The following is a 20,747-nucleotide window of genomic DNA, read 5'->3' on the forward strand; positions in this document are numbered from 1 at the left end:
ATTATACTCGTCAAATTCTGGACAGGCAATACCGTCAACTTTCAGTCATTATGGGATAGCAATAACATCAATATTCATTGTAGAAACTATCACAAACCCTTCCATGAAGTCTTTTATGTGAAGGAATAATGGAGGAAATTCTGAGAAATGTTATGATATCCCGTAAATCACTAATGTTATTTTAGAAATGCTTTAGTATACAAAACAACAGGCCGTTATTGATACAAATACCATATTATTTCTATTGTTATTGCTGCAAAACAAGATTATAATTCATATAGTTACTGACAATTTTAGACAAAAAGGGAGAAGGATATGGAGAATCGACATAAAAAGAAGATGAGTATTGGAAAGAAAATACTTATCTCTGTTCTTAGTATATTTATTGTTTTAATTCTAGGTGCTGGTGGTTATGCATATTACCTATATAATTCAGTAGAGAAAACAGCTGAGACGATGCACAAGCCAATTGATCGTGAAAAGTCCGAAAAACGTACGGAGGAAGTAGTTTTTGAAAAACATGATCCAATTTCTGTCCTGTTAATGGGGGTAGACGCCCGCGCAGGTGACAGAGGCCGATCTGATTCACTAATCGTTTTAACTGTTAACCCTAATGATAAATCAATGAAAATGGTAAGTATCCCTAGGGATACCAGAACTGAAATTGTCGGAAAAGGATTCCAGGATAAAATCAACCATGCTTATGCATTTGGTGGCCCTGAAATGGCAATTGATACTGTTGAAAACTTTTTAGATATCCCAATTGATTACTATGTTCAGGTAAATATGGAGAGTTTTAAAGATATTGTTGATGCAGTTGGTGGAGTAACTGTAAATAACAGCTTTGAGTTTAGTTCCGGTGGTTACACTTTTAGTAAAGGACAAGTTTATTTAAATGGTGCACAAGCATTAGCATACGCTAGAATGCGTTATGAAGATCCTCGGGGTGATTTTGGACGCCAAGACCGACAAAGACAAATTATGATGGCTGTCATTAATAAAGGTGCAAGCTTCTCTAGTTTAACAAATTTCAAGAATATATTAGGCGCGATCGGAAAGAACATTCAAACCAACCTGACATTTGACCAAATGGTTGATATTCAAAAAAACTATAAAGAAGCACGCCATAGCCTAGAACAATCTATGGTAAAGGGCAGCGGCACAAAGATAGATGGTATCTATTATTACATCGTTCCTGACAGCGAGCGATCTTCTCTATCATCCATGTTAAAAGAACATTTACTTGTAAGTGAAACAGTAACAAAAAAATAACCTTATAGAAAAGGCTCGATGAGTAATTGCTCATCGGGCCTTTTATTGATAAAAATCTATCAAAGCTTTTCATATTTATAATATATAATATAGAAATATTATATTCACAACCATTTGAAGCCATCTTCAAGTGCAAAAGGTGTAGGAGTTTCAAACTTCTCCAAGACCCTAAAACCCAAAGCATATAAATATTATTTTACATCATAATATTTTACATACCAATCAGCAAACTGCTGCAAACCTTCTTCAATTGTTGTTTCAGGTTTGAATCCAACCGATTGTTGTAATTGCTTAGTGGAAGCAAAGGTTGCAGGCACGTCGCCTGGTTTAATAGGTTCGAAAATCTTTTCAAACTGTACCTCTCTTCCTAGTGAGTTACTTAAACACTTCTCTAGTGTTTCGATAAACACCATTAATTTCTCCGGATTATTGTTTCCAATGTTAAATACCTTATGTTGAACTTCACCTTCTGGAGGATTACTTAATAAGCGAGCAATGCCTTCGACAATATCGTCAATATAGGTAAAATCTCTATAAAGGTCATTTTCAAAATCACCATTATTAAAAATCCTTATTGGTTCTCCTGCAAAATATTTATCCGCAAATCCAAAGTATGCCATGTCTGGACGTCCCATTGGACCATAAACTGTAAAGAAGCGGAGTCCAGTTGCTGGTATTTTATAAAGATGGCTATAAGTATGTGCCATCAATTCATTTGATTTCTTTGTGGATGCATATAATGATACAGGGTTGTCCACAAAATCAGTTTCCTCAAAAGGAACCTTTTTATTTGCTCCATAAACAGAACTTGAAGATGCATATACAAGGTGATTCACAGGGTAATATCTACATGCTTCAAGGATATTATAGAAACCAATAATATTGCTTTGAATATACACATCTGGATTTTCGATTGAATAGCGTACTCCAGCTTGTGCAGCAAGATTTATTACAATATTTGGCATGTGCTTTTCAAAAAGCTCCATTACCTTTTCCTTATCAGAAATATCGCCTTTAATAAAAGTAAAATTTTCATAAGGTTCAAGTAGACCTAAACGTGTATATTTTAGATTTATTTCATAGTAGTCATTAATATTGTCTACTCCAATTACTTTACATCCTTGTTCTAGTAAGTTTCTGGAAAGGAAGAAACCAATAAATCCAGCTGCACCAGTAATAAGATAGGTCTTACTCTTATCAAGAGTGTTGTAATTCAAGATTCTTCGACTCCTTCAATCCTTCTCTGCTAGTAGCTTTTCTACCAATAGAATGATATTCTACTCCAGCTTGTTCCATATCTTCAACATTGTATATATTTCTTCCATCATATACTAATGGAGTTCTCATTAACTTTTCAAATCTGTCAGGAGTTACAGCCTTAATTTCTCCCCACTCTGTAAAGATAAAACAGACATTTGCACCTTCTAATGCTTCGTCCATATTGGCTGCATAAGTAATAGAACCACGTCTATTTTTGCCTTCTGGATACACCTTGGCAAAATTGAATGCTCCTACAGGGTCGTATGCATATATATCTGCTCCTTTTTCCAATAATAAAGGTACATTTTCAAGTGAAGCTGCTTCCCTTAAATCATCGGTTCCGGGTTTAAAGGTTAAACCTAAAACTGCAACCTTAAGTCCACTGAAGGTTATTAATCTCTTACTTGCTTTCTTAAAAAGCACTGTTTTCTGTTCTTTGTTTACATCAATAGCTGCTTTAACTGTCTTTAATTCATATCCGTTCTGTTTTGCAATATTTTCTAATGCTTTTGTATCTTTTGGAAAACAAGACCCCCCAAATCCAATACCAGCATTTAAGAATTTGTTACCAATGCGTGCATCAAAACTCATGCCTTTTGCCACGTCTTGAATATCTGCTCCAACCAATTCACATAGATTAGCAATATCATTCATATAAGATATTTTAAGAGCAAGGAAATCATTTGATGCATATTTAATCATTTCCGCAGATCTTCTACTTACTGGCACAATTGGTAAATGAAATGGTTCATAAATATTTATTAGCAATTCTTCGGCCCATTTACTTTCAGTACCAATAATAATTCTTTCCGCTTGTAGAGTATCACGAACAGCGGATCCTTGTGCTAAAAATTCAGGGTTTGATGCAACTTCAACTCTTACATCATTAACTAAAAAATCTTGAATAAACTGTTCTACCTTATCATTTGTTCCAACTGGGACTGTAGATTTTACAACAACGAGACAGTCTTTTTCTACTGATTCTGCAATTTGTCTAGCAACAGTCGCGATATAAGAAAGATTCGCTGAACCGTCGGGTTGTTCAGGGGTACCTACACCAATAAAAATCGCATCAGCGTCTTTATATGCAGTCTTATAATCAGTTGTATATGAAAGTCTCCCAGTTTCATTATTCTTTTGCATTAGCTCTTCCAGTCCTGCTTCATAGATAGGTGAAACACCGGATCTCATTAGTTCCACTTTTTTATCATCAATATCAACACAAGTTACTTGATGCCCTTTTTCTGAAAAACATACACCTGCGACTAAGCCAACATATCCTGTGCCTGCTACAGCAATTTTATACATAATCACACCATCCTATTAAATTTGTGTTTAATTTATAAAAAATTCCATTTAAATATGATTAATATAATCTATTTTTATAATACATCCCATTTACCTTACTAAAAAGAAGTAAGTATTACCAGAACATCAACATGATTTGTAATAAAAAAGTGAGAAATAATCTTTACTGTCTCATTAATATTAATTTTGAAGTTAACTAACAAGTGTTAATAGTATTTCAATAAAAAGATATTACTTGCTACTCAAACAAATTCTTCTCAAAATTCCATGCATCTCGACACATAGAGAATAAATTACGTTTCGCTGTCCAACCTAGTTCTTTTCTTGCTTTTGAAGCATCTGCATAGCATAATGCGATATCGCCGGGTCGACGCTCTACAAATTCATAGGGTATTTTAATGCCGTTTGCAGTCTCAAATGTTTCAATCAATTCTAAAACACTCGTTCCTTGTCCTGTTCCTAAATTATAGATATTCACATCATCTTTAAGATTTTCTAAAGCTGCTACGTGACCTTCTGCTAAATCCATTACGTGTATATAATCACGTACACCAGTACCATCATTAGTTGGATAATCGTTTCCGAACACCCTTAATTTATCCAATTTTCTATTAGCCACTTGAGTAATATATGGCATAAGGTTATTTGGAATGCCATTCGGCGACTCACCAATTAAACCACTTTCATGCGCTCCTACAGGATTGAAATATCTAAGTAATGATACTGAAAAGTTTGTGTTAGCCTTTGCAATATCAGTTAATATTCTCTCACTCATGGCTTTTGTTTCGCCGTATGGATTAGTAGTTGGGAGTAGATCCATAGTTTCTACAAATGGAACAGTATTATCACCATAAACAGTAGCAGACGAACTAAAGACAAATCTTGTTACACCGTGTTTTTGACAAGTATTTGCCATAATTAATGTACTTATAATATTATTATAATAATAATCGTATGGCTTTTTAACAGACTCTCCCACAGCTTTTAGGCCAGCAAAATGTATAACACCATTTATATCATGTTTACTAAAAATTTTATCGACTTGTGCAGAGTTAGTTACGTCAATCTCATAAAAGGTTATCTGTTTATCTGTAATTCTCATAATTTTTTGTATCGTTTCCCTGCTGCTATTACATAAATTATCAGCAATGATCACAGAATATCCAGCGTTAATTAAGGAAATACATGTATGTGAGCCAATATAACCAGCTCCACCGGTAACAAGTATATTCATATTTTTTACTCTCCCCAACTTAAAAATTTTAAACATCTAATATTTATGCATTTTTATTCAAAAAGTAGTTATTTTTATCAATCAATAATCGAGCATAACTACATTGTATTGACAATACCTAAAATCATTAAGAGTAGTCTAATAAGGGAATACGATAATAACAAGATTATAAGCGAAAAAATTAGGGGGATTAAATATCTGTTGATTTTAATATTAGTTTGCTTAAAAATAGTACAAAAGTAAATTATTTGGATTATTACAAATACTAAACAAAATGCAAATATACTTATATATATATTATTAAATATACTTGCCCCCACCCAAAATCCAAATGAAATTCCTACTATCTGAAAAATCCCAGAAACCATTAAATATTGCTGTTTATCTATAACCGTAGCAATACCATTTACAGACATGGATAGAAACAGAAAAAATCCATAAAGAGTCATTATTCTTAAAATATTTCCACTGATTTTAAACTCAGCACCAAAAAGAATCATAACTACTACATCACCAATGCACAATAATAGAACCATTGGTAATAATGAGAATTTCATTGCCTTTTTTTGGATTCTTAAGGTAAACTCACCAACTTGTTCTCCCCTTCTTTTAATTTCAGATGCACTCTGGAAGAAAACTTTCCCAATAGAGTTTGCTAATAAAGTTATAGGCATCCCCAGAACCCTCATTGCAACAGAATAGTACCCTAGCATTGAAGAACCAAAAAACATACTTATAAATATAGTCGGTAGTTGTCCTTTAAATTGCATAATAATATTTGATGGCATTTGATAAAACACAAATTGTCGATGCCTTTTAAAGAAATCTTTATACTCACTTATTTCAAAACAAAAAAAGCCTTTAGGCAAAAACCTTTTCATATGGAATAGGGTGACAATCTGACCTAAAATTAAACTTATATAATACCCATATTCTATATAACCACATAGACCGAAGAATAATGCGAAAATTGTCACTACTGTATTATTTAATATAGGGTTTTTCATTAGTACATTATATTGCTTTTTTCTATTTAACCAGGTGTAAGATATTTGTATTTGCTGCAATGTAAAAAAAAGTACAGTTAGCATTACAGCTAGAAATATTTGATTAAAGCCTAAGCCCGATAAAAATAACCCATTATAAAGACATATTCCAATTATTAAGCTTATGATTATGCTAAGTGTTGAAACCACTTTGTATAGATTCCTAGCGAGTTGTTCACTCTTTTCCATCATAATTGCATTTGTAAGTCCTAAATCTGAAAATGATCTTACAATAATTGCTAAGGAATAAAATAGTGCCCAATTTCCAATTACGGCCGGTCCATAAATCCTTGTGAAAATGGGCAATGTAACAATTGAAATAACCTGTCCCAAAATCGTACCAAATGAAATTTTTCCTACATTTTTTATATTCCTTGATAAGGATATTTTTTTCAAATCCACATAAAGTCCACCTAACTTAAAGTTTTCTTATATTTTTTAAATTAATTACACATAAACATGAGATGACGGATATTAAAACCATATATGGAAGACTTAGATAACTTACAACCGCAAAATCATTTATAAGTAATGAAATTATAAATATAAAACCTAAAGCGAATAGTGGATCCTTAAATTCTTTAAAACGTTTAAATAATTTTCTTAAAATTAGTAACAATCCACCGTAATAAATACTAAAACCTATAGACCCGGTGGAAGCAAGTAGCTCCAGATAATTATTATGAGCATATAGTCTAATCCCAACTGTTTTATCTGCAAAATCCCTGAAAGCCCCAAATCCGTAGCCAAAGAAGGGGTATGATTTAAAACACTCTAAGGCTGCCTTTACTAGTATTTGTCTCTCATTGAAAGAATTGTCGGCTTCACCAGTTCCTTGCAACCCTGCTATAAACCCTTGCATTCTTCTTCCTACTGTTGAAGCAAAATATTCATTATTCATTAGTATTGGATACGCTATAATTACCATACATATACCCATTGTTATTTTTAAAAAACCACTAATCACCTTTTTCCTATTTACTGATATCATGAAAACATATCCGATCCAAAAAATTATTGGAATGATAATGGCTTTTCGAATAGCTGTAAAAACACTTATAAAATAAAGAAATACTATTATAAACAATAAAATAACTTTCAAAGTTTTTCTAATTTCTTTAAAAAAGAGCCATGTCGCAATACATAAACTAATCATTAAATAATACGTAAACATCGTGTACTGGTTACCAAATAATAGTGACCCTATTCTGGTATATTGGTTAAATCCATTCATTAATTCATTAATTAATACATATATTGCAAGAATTATTGTACTAACTAAAAAAGTTTTCAAAACAGTTACAATTCTCCCATATGATTCGGATGGGGTATTTAAGATAAACCAAGTCAAAATGAAACAATAAAAGTAATAAGGAATTATTTGTAACAATATAGTTTCAGTTGATACTGAATCCCGGGTATAAACTAAGCTAATTATACCAGACAAAATTAAAAGGAAATAAGAAACATTAAAGACAGTTATTGGAATAAAGCTGTCTTTTCTTACGAAAACAATCAAACTAACTGTCGATACCACAATTAACATTAAACTAAAAAATAAAGGGTTAAAAAAGAATTGAAAAGGAATTATAAAAACACCTATATATATTATTAGAAATTTGGATAACCTATTTTTAATTGGATTCATTTTACCTATCCTTACTTGTATAAAATATTAATGTTACTATAATACCAATAATATTTTGCATCCCAAAATTTCTGGATATAAATTATTATTGCTTTATAAGCTACTATTTTTGTGCTTTTTTGCATTAAAAGTTATCACAAATTTTCCAAACCATAAAAATGGAGATCCATAGGTTTATTAAAATGAAATTAATTTATTATTAATCCTTTTAGATTATAAATTTACTTTTTCTAATATTGGAATACTAAAAAGAGAATCTGTATCGGTATATTCTTTTGTTTGTTCATTAATAAATGAAAGTCCATCATTTTTTTCAATATGTTTTATATAATTCTTATATTGAATGCTTCCATTAAAATAATTACCTTCTAATGCAATTTTTCTATATTTATTTATATCTCTTGGTAAAAATTTATAATGTAGAAGTGCTGTTATACAATTTGTATTTTTATTTTTTATATAAGGAAATAAATAATGGGATTTACCTTGAATATCCCCTTCTTGAAAATAACATAATGGATATTTTGTTAACCAAGGATTTTGATTAAACAATCTTCCTCTAGGGCCACCTGTAATCAAATCCAAAGAATCTCGCTTGATATATTCATAGGTATCTAAATCAAAATACCTACAATTTTCTATAAATTCATCATCTTTATTAGACTTGTAAAATGCATCCGAAGCATACATGTCAATCATTACTGCTCTTACTCTATTTATTGAATTTTTTTCACAATAATCTATAAAAGCATTTATTTCTTTGTTTTCCATATTATAATATGCTAATAATTCATCTGAATCTACAATAAGATACCATCTATTTAATCCATAATAAGCAATCAATCTATTGATCCAAGCTTCTCTTCTATTGGTTGTGTATTTATCCTCAACACTAAAAAGATCTACATCTTTTTGGACTGCTAGCCATTCTAACGTTCCATCATTAGAACCATTATCAAGAATCGCAAAATGCTTTACCCCTAATTTTCTATGGTGCTCAATTAATTTTTCTATCTTTAACAAATCATTTTTAACAACACACACAAGTATTACTTTCGAATTATTGCTGACACCAATAGACAAATTAAATATTTTTATTTTATTTAGAAAAAATTCAAAAGCAACTTCACTTTCAGAAGGTTGAGCTCTAATAAATTTTATAAAGGACCAATACCATGAATCTACGCCATTAACTATTTCTAATCCTTTTTGTTCATTGTTCCTAAATGATAAATATACTTTTTTAAACTTCCTGTTTAATAATAGTAATTTTATTGGATTTTTACAGCCTTTACGTTCCCTACAATATATTTTGAAACGAAGAGGCATTTTATTGAATATCTTTTTAAAAATTTTCATATTCTAAACCCCTATTTAATTTATTTATTGCTTATTTTAGATAAATTAAATTGTTGGTGTTAAAAAACATAACAATTCAGTGCAAAGTTTATACCTGTTCAAAAATAATTGGATTAAATTATTAGTTAAAAAAGACGTAATACATTTAAACCTAATTTAAAACCAAAAAATTTACAAAAATATAAAAAGCATTTATGTTTTCTAGAACTTGTATATTTAAATATCTCTAAATTCCCTTTAAGTTTTTCTTCTATTTTAAGTTTTTCTTCTTTCCTTAAATATTTATAGCTTTTTAGCATATAAAATATAGATAATACTAATCTCTCAAATATAATTGTTCGAGAATTATTATCTAAGTGTAAATAATTAGGATTATTGATATTTTCTTGAACAATGTCGATCACATCTAAAACCCTTTTACCACTCTTATTGGACGTAATCGCCCCGACTCTTTCCATTCTATGTGAATACCAAAAATAATCTGAAACTGTAAATTTATCTGCGTATAAGAATAATTTACTAGTCCAATCAATATCCTCATGTAAATAGCCTTTTTTAAAATTTAAATTGTTATTTTTTATAAATGTACGTCTTACAATATACCTAACAGAAGGCCATGCAATTTGTGATTTGCGAAAAATCCATGATATTACATCCTCTTTATTACCATTTTTGAACTTGTCAATTGGAAATTCCGAATCCATGTATTTAATTTCATTTTCAGAAAAAACTTTCATAATTCTAGTGATCAATACATCAGCATAATAATCATTTTTTAATATAAGATAAAAATTATTTAAGGTATTTGATATAATGTAATCATCACTATCAACAAAAATAATAAATTCCCCAGTAGCATTTTTTATTCCTACATTTCTTGCATCCGATAGTCCACCATTTAACTTATGAATTACACGAATTTTATTATTATTGTTTGCATATTCATCGCATATTGCTGGCGATTGATCTGTTGATCCGTCATCAACTAAGATTAATTCGTAGTCATTAAATGATTGACTGATTATACTATCTATACATTGTCTTAAATAGTTATCCACGTTATATACCGGCACAATTATGCTAAAAAAAGGCATAAAAATTCCTCCTTTCTAAGATAAAATAACAAAAATACAAAAATCAATTTTAATATTAATGTGATAAAAGCACTCATTTTTTTGTATCTTCAATTAATTAAGTTCTGTAAAATTTATAAATTATTATAATTACTATTTTTATAAATTTGCTCATACATCTTTACAATATTTTCCCATTTAAACTTATTAACAAGTTGTATATTTCTTTTGTAAAAATCATTGTATTTATCTAAAACCTTAATAATTTTATCCGCAATATCAATTGGATCCATACAATTAACCGGGTACCCAACTACCCCATCATCAAACTGATTGTCAAAACCTTGCTCTTTAGTATAAAGTACTGGTAATCCCTGAGACATAGCCTCAGCATATACAAGTCCAAATGTTTCAGTTATTGACGGAAGTACAAAAATATCACTTTGTCTATACAATAGTAACAATTCCTCTTTTTTGACATGTCCCAAAAAATTTATATATTTTTTTTCAACTAAGTTCATTTTGGTTTTTTCATTTATATTTCCTGCAACATATAGCTCAATTTGATATTTTTTTCCTACTAAAAAATCACAGGCAGATACAAGTGTTTTAAGGTTTTTTCTTTTGGAATCGTCTCCGACAAAAATCAGTTTTGCCTTCTCAGTTTTAATATTTCCCATAGGTTCTACTGGCTTATTTTCAAACCAAAAATTATCGATCCCATTTGGGATTATTAGCGTCTTTTTTAAGATTTGTGATTTATATTTAGATGGAATATATTTTTCAAAACATTCATTTTTATGACTTTCAGATAAAAATATCACTTGATTGGCATTTAATAGAATATTTAACCCTAATCTTCTTAAATTAAGCATTCTCTTAAAAAAAACGTTTATATCTGTACTTCTCACAGTTACGATATAAGGTTTTTTATATTTTTTATATGAAAGATAAGCAATATAACCGTTTGAAAAAAGAGAGTGTGCATGTAATATATCGTAATTTTCTAATTTAAATTTAATAAAAAAATCACGAATTATTTTAGTATGTTTTAGATGAAAAAAAATCCTCTCATATTTTTTATAACACTTGGACACATATACATGTTCTGGGAGAGGGAATGAAATCTCTTTTCTCGCCTTATAAGTAGAATGAATTGGAACGTATGTTGTTAGATTAAGACCCGTTCTTTTTAAGTTTTCTTCCATCGGCTGGTATAAAGAGGAACTCAAATAATAAGAATTTATATTAAGTATTTTCATATTACCTTCCAATCTAATTATAAATAAGTAATTTATTTAATATTTCTTTTTTATTAAACTAACTTAAAATAGTTTATTATCTTTTCATTCTTTTTGATAAGAATTTTAAAACGTACAATTAATATGTTCTTTATTTTGAGGTTATTTAATTCACTTATTTATATTTTATTAATTTCTTTGAAAAATATAGAAATTCCTCAATACAATCTATTGGAGAACTAATTACAGCTTTAACTAAGTGATTAATAGAAACTAATGGTTTTCTACTTCGTTTACCTACTACCGTCATAACCGCATGATATCGAAATTTAACGTATTGTCTTTGTCTAAATGTTAATTGCTTCATATATTTTTGTTTGAAATCAAAAAGTTCTTTTTCTTTTTCTATTTTGTTTTGACCAATAGAAATTCTTTCTCCGGGATGAATATACTGTATAATGTCTGCCACTGGTAAATATCCAATTTTCAAATTCGACTCAATTGCTTTTAACATCAACATAAACTCTTGGCCAACCTTTACATCATCAAATCCACCAATACTTATTAATGCCTCTCTTTTAAACATATAAGTAGCAGTGGGTGTTAAATGATGCATTATATGTTGTTTTAAAAGCTCATCATTAGAGAAACTCTTAATATATGGGTGTTCCCTAAAATCTACTAATTTATTATTCGTATTATGAATCCTAACATTTGTAAAAGATAGGTCAAGCTCGTTTTTAATCATATACTGTAGTTGATTTTCAACTTTATTAGGAAGATAGATATCGTCATCATCTAAAAAAGTCACAAATTCACCTGTTGCTTTATATATCCCCACGTTTCTAGCTAATGCCCCTCCAAGATTTTCTTTATTTTTGATATAAATAATTTTCTTATTATCTTTATATTTCTCCATCTTCTGTTCGGTTAATAATCTAAATTCAGAGTTTGAAACATTATCATCTATTACAATAATTTCAACATTCGAATAAGTTTGATGTAACAGTGAGTCTATTGCCCTAAGTAAAAAATCACTTCGTTTATATGTTGGAATTACTATACTGATTTTTATATCCAAATACATTCACCTCGATACAACATGTCCACAAAAATAAAGGATAATACTAAGTTTTTAATCTATATAGACTTTAATATATCAAAAAATTTAATTAAAGTTCTTGAACCCACATTCCCGTAATGGCAATTAAAATCAACAATAAATTTACATTATCTCGCACCCTCACCTGTTAATACCACTTGAACTGTTCTTATAATAATTTTCAAATCCATGGTTATTGAACAATTTTCAATATAATATAAATCAAGTTCTAATTTTTCTTTAGGAGTAATATCATAACCTCCATTTATTTGCGCCCACCCTGTAACGCCGGGTTTAACAGATAGTCTATTAACAAAACCGGGTATTTCGTCGTTAAACTGGGCAGTGAAAAGAGGTCTTTCCGGTCTCGGCCCAATTAAACTCATATCACCCTTAATAACATTAATAAGTTGCGGCAATTCATCTATTCTAGTTTTTCTAATAAAACTACCAATCTTTGTTACTCTTGGATCATTCTTATGCGCCCACTGCGCACCATTTCTTTCAGCGTCAACGTTCATCGAACGGAGTTTAATCACATTAAAATACTTCCCATTTTTCCCAACTCTTTCTTGCAGGTAAAATACAGGGCCTGGTGTTTCAATCTTTATTAATAATGAAATAGATAACAATAATGGAAGTGTAATAACAAGTCCAATTATAGATAATAAAATATCCATAAATCGTTTAATTATAATGTAATAATATATATCTTTTGAAAAAATAATGGATTGATTATCAGAACCGGTTGCAGCATACTCTCGAAAGAAGTTATGGCTTTGTCTTTTTTTCACAATACTCCCCCCCAAAAAACTAAATTATTTCTTTTGAATAATAGAATCTTTTAAAACATTTTCCAAAAACACCAATAACTCTTTCTTTAATTCTTCATGCTGTAATGCAAATTCAATAGTAGTCTTTACAAAACCGATTTTTTCCCCGACATCAAATCGTTTACCCTCGAAATCATACGCGAATACACGTTGTATCTCGTTCAATTTTTGGATGGCATCAGTTAACTGAACCTCTCCCCCAGCCCCAATTTCCTGCTGCTCTAAGAACATAAAAATTTCTGGGGTTAATATATATCTTCCCATAATAGCTAAATTTGATGGGGCTGTTCCTTGCTTCGGTTTTTCAACAAAACGATCCACCTGAAAACGTCTACCTTCATTTGTCAATGGATCAATAATTCCATACCGATGTGTTTCATTTTCTGGTACTGTTTGCACACCGATCACTGATGATAAGGTATTTTCATACTCATCCATGAGTTGACGCAAACAAGGGGTTTCGGCGTGTACGATATCATCTCCTAATAATACAGCAAAAGGCTCATCTCCAATGAACTTTCTAGCACACCATACAGCATGCCCAAGGCCTTTTGGTTCTTTTTGACGAATGTAATGTATATCAACACTAGAAGATTGTTGTACCTTTTCTAGTAAATCAAATTTCTTTTTTTCTAATAAATTTTGCTCGAGTTCAAAGGAGTTATCAAAATGATCTTCAATGGCACGTTTTCCCTTACCAGTTACGATGATAATATCTTCAATTCCCGATTTAATTGCTTCTTCAACTATATATTGAATTGTAGGTTTATCTACGATAGGTAGCATTTCCTTTGGCATTGCTTTAGTTGCTGGTAAAAATCTAGTTCCTAATCCTGCTGCAGGAATGATTGCTTTTCTTACTTTTTTCATCTGTAAAGTCCCCCTTGTAATGTCTGATCAAAAAATAAAACTAGTAAACACATAATTTATGTTCTTTATAACTTTAAAATATACCAAATAGCCTCTTTTTCTTGACTTTTTCAGGTGTTTCTTTAATAATTGTTTTTCCTTCAATTAGCATTTCCGCATTTTCTTTAAAAAAATATTCAACACCCGTTCCAAACTCTTTAACTAATTCACTGTATGCCTCTCTCATTCGAAAAGGTCTTGATGATAAATCGTGAGAATCAGAAGCAACGAAATGAGTTAGGTTTGATTCAACCAATTGCATTGTAAACTTTTTAATATTTTTACCGAAGTGACCCGTAACACTGGAAGATGTAATTTGTGAACAAGTTCCATTCTTCACAAACTTATACAATAAATCAGGATTCTCCATTATTTCACTATTCCGTTCAGGATGAACAATAATTGGAGTTAATCCATTTAACTGAATATCAAACAGTAACTGTTCTGCATATCTCGGCACATGTCCACTAGGAAACTCAACAAACAGGTATTTCCCACCATTATTTAAAGTAAGGATTTCCCCTTTGTTATAGTCATGTAGGATTTCTCCATATATTCTTGGTTCTTGTCCTGGTAAAATAGTTAGGGGAATTTTATGTTGAGATAATTCTTTATTTAGACTCTCAACTGCCTGTAGGATTTTCTCTTTTGAGTTTTCAAATTCTCTTTTTTTATAATGAGGGGTAGCGATGATCTTTGTAATTCCTTCCTCAGCTGCCTTATTAGCCATTGCAATCGTTTCAACTAGGTCTTTTGCCCCATCATCAAACCATGGGAGTATGTGACAATGTATATCAATCATAATGAATCGCACCCTCTTTCATTTCATTTTCGACAAATTATTTTATCAAAATGCTTACAAGCGTAATAGTACCATATAAGAAATTTTAAAGAAACGGGGGAAATTTGTCGAATCGTGCCGAACAAAGAGAAAGGAAATATTTACATATATAAATATTTCCTTTCGTGCAAGATTCCCTTTTTGTTAAAATTTAAACGATCACTTTTGACCATAATAATAGTAATATTGACTTTCCGTTCTCTTTTTGTTGTTCAAAACCACACCTAATAGTTTAGCCTTTGCATTCATTAATGTTTCTTTTGCCTTTAATGCAGCATCATTTTCTGTTTTGTTGCTGCTTACCACCATCACTACACCATCTGTCTTATTTGCCAGAACCTGTGCATCAGTGACAACCAAAACTGGCGGTGTATCAAAAATTACAATATCATATTGACTTCTTACTTCAGTAAGAAATTGATCCATCGCCTTAGAACCGAGTAATTCTGCCGGATTTGGCGGTATTGGTCCGCAGGTTAAAGCGAATAAATTCTCTTGTTCTGTTGGTTGAATGACATTTATTAATGTCTTTTGTTTCGTTAATACATTTGTCAATCCAACATGATTTTCAAGTCGAAATGAGTAATGGACGGTTGGTTTTCGTAAATCAGCGTCTACTAATAATACTTTTTTACCTTGCTGGGCAAATACAATTGCAATATTATTTGTTGTCGTTGATTTTCCTTCTCCGGGACCAGAAGATGTAACCATGATTAATTGCATTTCTTCATCCACTGTCGAGAATTGAATGTTTGTACGGATCGTTCGGTATTGTTCCGATATAGGTGATTTCGGATTTAGCATTGTCACCAAGCTACGATTTTGCATCTGGAATTGTTTACGATTGGATTTTTTACGCGCCAAGAGAATCACCTCTTCCTCTGTTTCGTTTATTACCTGATTCCGCTGCTTTTTTCGATTCGTCCTCTAGGTCAATTTGAGCAATCGCACCTAATACAGGAAGTTCCAATAATTTTTCGACATCTTGTTCTGTCTTTATTGTGTTGTCCAGGTATTCAAGTAAGAACGCAAGACCCACACCTGCCATTAAGCCGACTACTAAAGCAATAGCCATGTTAAGCATTGGATTTGGTTTAACTGGTACCGGAGTTTCTGGTAGCTCAGCTGGTGATAGTACACTTACATTATCTACATTCATAATCTTTACAATTTCTTCTTTAAACACATTTGCTGTTTTATTGGCAATGTTTACTGCCATCTGTGGATCTGTATGCTGAACTGTAATTTTCATTACCTGTGAGTTGTTTGAGCTTCCAACGGTGATTAAATCGCCCAGTGGTTCAGTTAAATCAAGCTCTTCCTTCACAAGATCTAAAATAGCGGGTGTTTTAATAATTTCGTTATACGTGTTAATTAATTCTACATTTGTTCTAATATCGTTTTGATTCATATACGGCTGATCCGAGGTTTTTTGGTTTACTAGAATTTGAGTAGAAGATTCGTAGACTGGTGTTAGAAAGAAAAAGCTGATCACTCCAACAGTCGCAACCGCAACAGCGGTAATCATTATAATGAGCAAAAGACGCTTTTTAATCGTCTGGAATAATTCTCGTAAACTAATTGTTTCTTCCATTTTCATCCCCCTGTTTTCTTTTGTTGCATATTCAAAGTCTATCAGTAATTATATACAAGCATTTTACAAATATCTACAAAAATAGGGTAAAAAAATATTCCATTTGTTCTTAGGGATAAAATATTGTCAAATATTTTGGTTATGCGTCGCAATAAGAATATCCGTGGTTTTCATTGTACTGAAAAAAAAGATAGCCCAGTGGACTATCTCTTTTCAAGGTTATTTTGATTATTTGTCGAATCTTCCTTCGAAGTCAAGAGTACTGCACTTTTCTAATGGAAGTTTTACACCTTTTCCTTCTGCAGCAGACTTGTATATTGCAAGTACTAGTTCTAAAGCATCTCTTCCGTCTTTTGCAGTTACGTAAGGATCGCGATCATTTTTAATTGCGTCTATAACATCCGTATAAAGTGGATTATGTCCGAATCCATATACACTTGGAGGATTTTCCTGATATTTTGCTTTTACTTCATCAGGATTGTCTTTGTTGTCAGCAAAATGCCATTCTTCAATGATATTAACTGATTTTCCTCCGGCTTTTATCGTTCCTTTATCACCGAATATGTAGAGTGTTTCTTCTAAGTTTGTTGGGAAGATATTAGTTGTTCCTTCAACAATTCCGTAGCTTCCATTTGAGAATTTGATTAATGCCATACCAAGGTCTTCCGCCTCGATAAAGCCATGCTTGAGGTTGTCAGTCATGCCTACAACTTCTTCAATTTCTCCACCCATCATCCAGCGTAACAAGTCAATATTATGGATACATTGGTTCATTAATGCTCCACCGTCTTGTTCCCATGTTCCACGCCATGGTGCTTGCGTATAGTAGTCTTCGCCACGGTTCCAGCGAATATGAGCTGTACCGTGTAGCAAACGTCCAAATCGCTCATCTTCTACCGCTTCTCTAATTTTTTGAATAGACTTGTTAAATCGGTTTTGGTGGCATGCACTTACTTTTACATTTTTCTCTTTTGCTTTTTGGATGATTTTATCCGCATCTTCTAGTGAAAGTGCAATTGGCTTTTCAATGATAAGGTTTGCTCCAGCTTCAATACAGTCTAGTGCTATTGCAGCATGCTTTCCACTTTCCGTACAAATCGCTACTAATTCAGGTTTTTCCTTTTCGAGCATTTCTTTATAATCCGTATATAAAGCTGTTGATTTTGATAGTTCAAACTTGTTCATTTTGTCTTCCATGTTTTCAGGAAGTACATCACATAGTGCAACTATTTCTAGGTCATTTTCTTGGGCAGCTGCGATATGGTTTGGTGAAATACGTCCACAACCAATTAATGCATATTTTAAACTCATCATGATCCTCCTTAATAATAGAAACGTACTTGGAATCGTTCGGGTTAACAATTCATTTGTAACCCCTTCATTATTCTATTATAAAAATGAATAACTGGAAAGCTTTGAGATATTATATTTATGAGGATATCCAACGTCACTAGTAGGTAGTAGTCATTTTTAATGTTGTTCTTTGATTCATTGGATAGTGTATCCAAGAATCCAAAAATTACTTAGTGATTTGGTATTTTAAAGTTTGCTTTCAATACTTATTATGTAATTCTGTCATGACTTCTTTCTTCTGATCACCCAGAAGATCCCCCCGCCTATCACACCAAGTGCTAACAATGATGAAAATACAATTTTTTCTATATAAAAAGGCGGTTTTATATCTCTACTCACTTCTTTAGAAGCAATTTTTGTTTTTTCCTGTTGGTTCTCAGTCGAAGTTTCATCTATTACAGTTTCCTCCTTTCCTTCTCCTTTCTCCACTTTTACCTCTTCATCCTCCATAGCCTTGGGTTGCTCTTCCTCAGTTATACCCATTGCCTCAGGTGAGTTTGGTAAATTAGGAGTCCTGGTTTTTTCAGGTTCCACAGGCGTATAAGTTCTTGGAGTATTAGGTTTTGGCTGTGATTTTGGTTTTGAACTAGGTTTTGGTTCTTGGTATTCTGATTTTGATTCCGATTCCGGTACCTTTACAGGTTCTTTTGACACTTCCGGTTCTGTTGTCGGCTTCGGGACTGGTGTTGGATTTGGTTTCGGTGTCGGAGTAGGCTCCGATTCTGGCTTTGGTTCTGGTTCAGGATCTGGCTCTGGTTTTTGTTCAGGTGGTGGCTCTTGCTCTGGTTCCGGCTTTTTACTTGGGTCTGGCTTTGGCTCTGGTGGATCCCCCTGATTAGGATCCGGTTGTGGTGTTACAAGATGTATCACCATCGGTACCATTACATAACTGCTAGAAGAAGTTCTCCCTTCCCCAAATGCTTGCTTTGGCCAACTAATAATGAAGAGTAACCCGATTATCGCTATTACCTTTAATGAAATATGTAATCCTTTCATAACATCACTTCCAATAGATTCATAGTCTTTTAATCCTGTAAATTTTTCTGAACTTATTATAACGTACAAATCTATTTTTTACATAATTAGAGATTATTTTCCTTTACATAAATAAATCTGAATGTATGTATTTTATAGCTTTGAATTTATATGTACAAAGGATTAAAAAAAGGACGATTTGAAGTCACATTGCTTCAAACCGTCCTCTTTGATTTTCAATCAAACAAAACCTCTATATTCTCTTTCTTCCTACAATCAAACGCCCACTGCAATTGAGCCTCCGTAATTCGTTCTATTGATAGGGTTGGAAGGGAATCTCTTGAAAAAAATCCTACATCCGACGTTTCTACACTAGTTTTAGGCGCACCACCAATAAGTTCGCATTCAATAAATAGTTTATAGCTATGATAAATATTAGGTGTGTGGGGATGCATGTTTCGATCTAAAACAGCGAGCACCCTCTTGGGTTTTACTATGTATCCTGATTCTTCTTCTACTTCCTTTACCGCATTTTGAGAAGGTGATATTCCGATATCTGCCCAACCGCCAGGCAAGGTCCATCGATTGTCACTTTTTTCCTTGACCATTAGAATTTTGTCTTCTTTAAATACAACAGCCCTTACATCAACCTTGGGAGTTTGATAGCCTTCTTCATTAATAAAAATTCTTTTGACTTCATCCAGGTTCTTATTTGAGTACTCTGTAACAATTTCCGCACTTAGCTCCCGTAATTCCTTAAATCGTTCAATATCGTATACATCCTTTGAATAAGCTAACCCTGATTGGGAAATTGCTTGAATTTGCTGCGCCCATTCTAACCACTTTAAACTCATCATTTTTCCCTCTCTTTCACAGTGAATTTTATATATGTGCGGTCATCGAAGGAAAGATTCCCTTTCGTTAATCCTTTTGCAGATTTATAGATTCTAAAACACAGAGGATCTTCTGTTAATATTTCTTGCAGCATTCTTTCTGACTCTACAAGACTTTCTTTTACATATGGATAGCCGTCAGATGCAAGTACGATATACTCCGTTGTTGGAGACACTTCAATGATCTTTACTTTAGAAAAATCAACAGGGAAACCATTAATGATTTCGAAGCCATACTGGTTTTCCACATCATTTTGCAGATAATATTGCTGTTGAATTAATTCCTGAATGAACCTCCAACCAGGGTCATCCACCAATAATTCATCGATTGTTTTCCCTTTTTTTATTTCAGCCTCTAAGTATAGCGATCTTGCATTAGCAGTAATATCATCGATGATTTTATCATTTTTATACAATTTGCCATCCACCATGCATTGACAATCACCGATCTGCCATATTTCTTTATGATGGTCACTATATACAATTAGGCTTGCGGTAGGTGCCATCCATGCATGCTTTTTAATTTCCTTTTTCAATCCTATTTCTTCATAGGTATGTTGGAGATTATCGTTAATAGTAGAGACCATGTCTTGCAACGAGATTTCTCTTGGTAAGGTTTCAATTGTTGCTTTCACAATCTCTGCTGCTAGCCTTCCTGGTGTTTTACCGTTCATCTTTTTACCAGATACATTCGTGGCACCATCTACGATAGCCACAAAGTCTTCCGTACATACATACAAATCCTCACATAGCAAAGGGTCTCCTAGTTTTCCTTTTGATAGTGATTCAACCATTGTTATAGCCAT

The 20,747-nt window shown here is 32.0% G+C and carries 19 protein-coding genes; 1 reads left to right on the forward strand and 18 read right to left on the reverse strand.

Going from position 1 to position 20,747, the window contains the following annotated elements; translation table 11 throughout:
- The first annotated feature begins 315 nt into the window (after positions 1 to 315).
- Positions 316 to 1,272 carry a LytR family transcriptional regulator gene (locus LKW28_RS03980; RefSeq protein WP_229139059.1) on the forward strand — a complete coding sequence of 319 codons (957 nt, stop codon included), beginning with the start codon at positions 316 to 318 and terminating at the stop codon, positions 1,270 to 1,272.
- Positions 1,273 to 1,463: 191 nt separating this feature from the next.
- Here LKW28_RS03980 and LKW28_RS03985 read toward each other — a convergent pair whose 3' ends face one another.
- From LKW28_RS03985 to LKW28_RS04070, 18 genes are all read right to left on the reverse strand, one after another.
- Positions 1,464 to 2,489: an NAD-dependent epimerase/dehydratase family protein gene (locus LKW28_RS03985; protein ID WP_229139060.1), complete on the reverse strand. Its 1,026-nt coding sequence runs from the start codon at positions 2,487 to 2,489 to the stop codon at positions 1,464 to 1,466.
- Complete coding sequence (locus LKW28_RS03990) at positions 2,470 to 3,840, reverse strand: UDP-glucose dehydrogenase family protein (protein ID WP_229139061.1); 1,371 nt, start codon at positions 3,838 to 3,840, stop codon at positions 2,470 to 2,472. The genes LKW28_RS03985 and LKW28_RS03990 overlap by 20 nt, the downstream gene beginning before the upstream one ends.
- Before the next feature lie 238 nt (positions 3,841 to 4,078).
- Positions 4,079 to 5,074: a UDP-glucose 4-epimerase GalE gene (gene galE / locus LKW28_RS03995; RefSeq protein WP_229139062.1), complete on the reverse strand. Its 996-nt coding sequence runs from the start codon at positions 5,072 to 5,074 to the stop codon at positions 4,079 to 4,081.
- Positions 5,075 to 5,172: 98 nt separating this feature from the next.
- Positions 5,173 to 6,522, reverse strand: coding sequence for an oligosaccharide flippase family protein (locus tag LKW28_RS04000; protein WP_229139063.1), 1,350 nt, complete (start codon positions 6,520 to 6,522; stop codon positions 5,173 to 5,175).
- 16 nt (positions 6,523 to 6,538) lie between these two features.
- Positions 6,539 to 7,414 carry an O-antigen ligase family protein gene (locus LKW28_RS04005; protein WP_229139064.1) on the reverse strand — a complete coding sequence of 292 codons (876 nt, stop codon included), beginning with the start codon at positions 7,412 to 7,414 and terminating at the stop codon, positions 6,539 to 6,541.
- Positions 7,415 to 7,981: 567 nt separating this feature from the next.
- Positions 7,982 to 9,127 (reverse strand): glycosyltransferase family 2 protein, encoded by a 1,146-nt coding sequence (locus LKW28_RS04010; RefSeq protein WP_229139065.1) that lies wholly within the window; start codon positions 9,125 to 9,127, stop codon positions 7,982 to 7,984.
- A gap of 125 nt (positions 9,128 to 9,252) precedes the next feature.
- Positions 9,253 to 10,221, reverse strand: coding sequence for a glycosyltransferase (locus LKW28_RS04015; RefSeq protein WP_229139066.1), 969 nt, complete (start codon positions 10,219 to 10,221; stop codon positions 9,253 to 9,255).
- A gap of 113 nt (positions 10,222 to 10,334) precedes the next feature.
- A complete protein-coding gene (locus tag LKW28_RS04020; RefSeq protein WP_229139067.1) occupies positions 10,335 to 11,462 on the reverse strand; it encodes a glycosyltransferase family 4 protein in 1,128 nt (375 codons plus the stop codon).
- Positions 11,463 to 11,616: 154 nt separating this feature from the next.
- Positions 11,617 to 12,522, reverse strand: coding sequence for a glycosyltransferase family 2 protein (locus tag LKW28_RS04025; RefSeq protein WP_229139068.1), 906 nt, complete (start codon positions 12,520 to 12,522; stop codon positions 11,617 to 11,619).
- Between the two features lie 149 nt (positions 12,523 to 12,671).
- Positions 12,672 to 13,337 (reverse strand): exopolysaccharide biosynthesis polyprenyl glycosylphosphotransferase, encoded by a 666-nt coding sequence (locus LKW28_RS04030; RefSeq protein WP_420708807.1) that lies wholly within the window; start codon positions 13,335 to 13,337, stop codon positions 12,672 to 12,674.
- 24 nt (positions 13,338 to 13,361) lie between these two features.
- Positions 13,362 to 14,246: a UTP--glucose-1-phosphate uridylyltransferase GalU gene (gene galU / locus LKW28_RS04035; protein ID WP_229139069.1), complete on the reverse strand. Its 885-nt coding sequence runs from the start codon at positions 14,244 to 14,246 to the stop codon at positions 13,362 to 13,364.
- A 73-nt stretch (positions 14,247 to 14,319) separates the two neighbouring features.
- Positions 14,320 to 15,087, reverse strand: a complete 768-nt coding sequence (locus tag LKW28_RS04040; RefSeq protein WP_229139070.1) for a tyrosine-protein phosphatase — start codon at positions 15,085 to 15,087, stop codon at positions 14,320 to 14,322.
- A gap of 198 nt (positions 15,088 to 15,285) precedes the next feature.
- The gene (locus LKW28_RS04045; protein WP_324255004.1) at positions 15,286 to 15,990 is read right to left on the reverse strand and encodes a CpsD/CapB family tyrosine-protein kinase; all 705 of its coding nucleotides are present in this window, start codon (positions 15,988 to 15,990) and stop codon (positions 15,286 to 15,288) included.
- Positions 15,980 to 16,720, reverse strand: a complete 741-nt coding sequence (locus tag LKW28_RS04050; protein ID WP_229139071.1) for a YveK family protein — start codon at positions 16,718 to 16,720, stop codon at positions 15,980 to 15,982. The genes LKW28_RS04045 and LKW28_RS04050 overlap by 11 nt, the downstream gene beginning before the upstream one ends.
- A 228-nt stretch (positions 16,721 to 16,948) precedes the next feature.
- Positions 16,949 to 18,031, reverse strand: coding sequence for a Gfo/Idh/MocA family protein (locus LKW28_RS04055; RefSeq protein WP_229139072.1), 1,083 nt, complete (start codon positions 18,029 to 18,031; stop codon positions 16,949 to 16,951).
- A 264-nt stretch (positions 18,032 to 18,295) separates the two neighbouring features.
- Complete coding sequence (locus LKW28_RS04060; RefSeq protein WP_229139073.1) at positions 18,296 to 19,069, reverse strand: hypothetical protein; 774 nt, start codon at positions 19,067 to 19,069, stop codon at positions 18,296 to 18,298.
- 215 nt (positions 19,070 to 19,284) lie between these two features.
- Positions 19,285 to 19,902 carry an NUDIX hydrolase gene (locus LKW28_RS04065; RefSeq protein WP_229139074.1) on the reverse strand — a complete coding sequence of 206 codons (618 nt, stop codon included), beginning with the start codon at positions 19,900 to 19,902 and terminating at the stop codon, positions 19,285 to 19,287.
- On the reverse strand, positions 19,902 to 20,747 hold the full coding sequence (locus LKW28_RS04070; RefSeq protein WP_229139075.1) for a hypothetical protein: 846 nt from the start codon (positions 20,745 to 20,747) through the stop codon (positions 19,902 to 19,904). Before LKW28_RS04070 ends, LKW28_RS04065 begins: the two co-directional genes overlap by 1 nt.

The organism is Bacillus sp. REN16 (genome assembly GCF_020731355.1).
GTDB lineage: Bacteria > Bacillota > Bacilli > Bacillales > Bacillaceae_L > Ferdinandcohnia.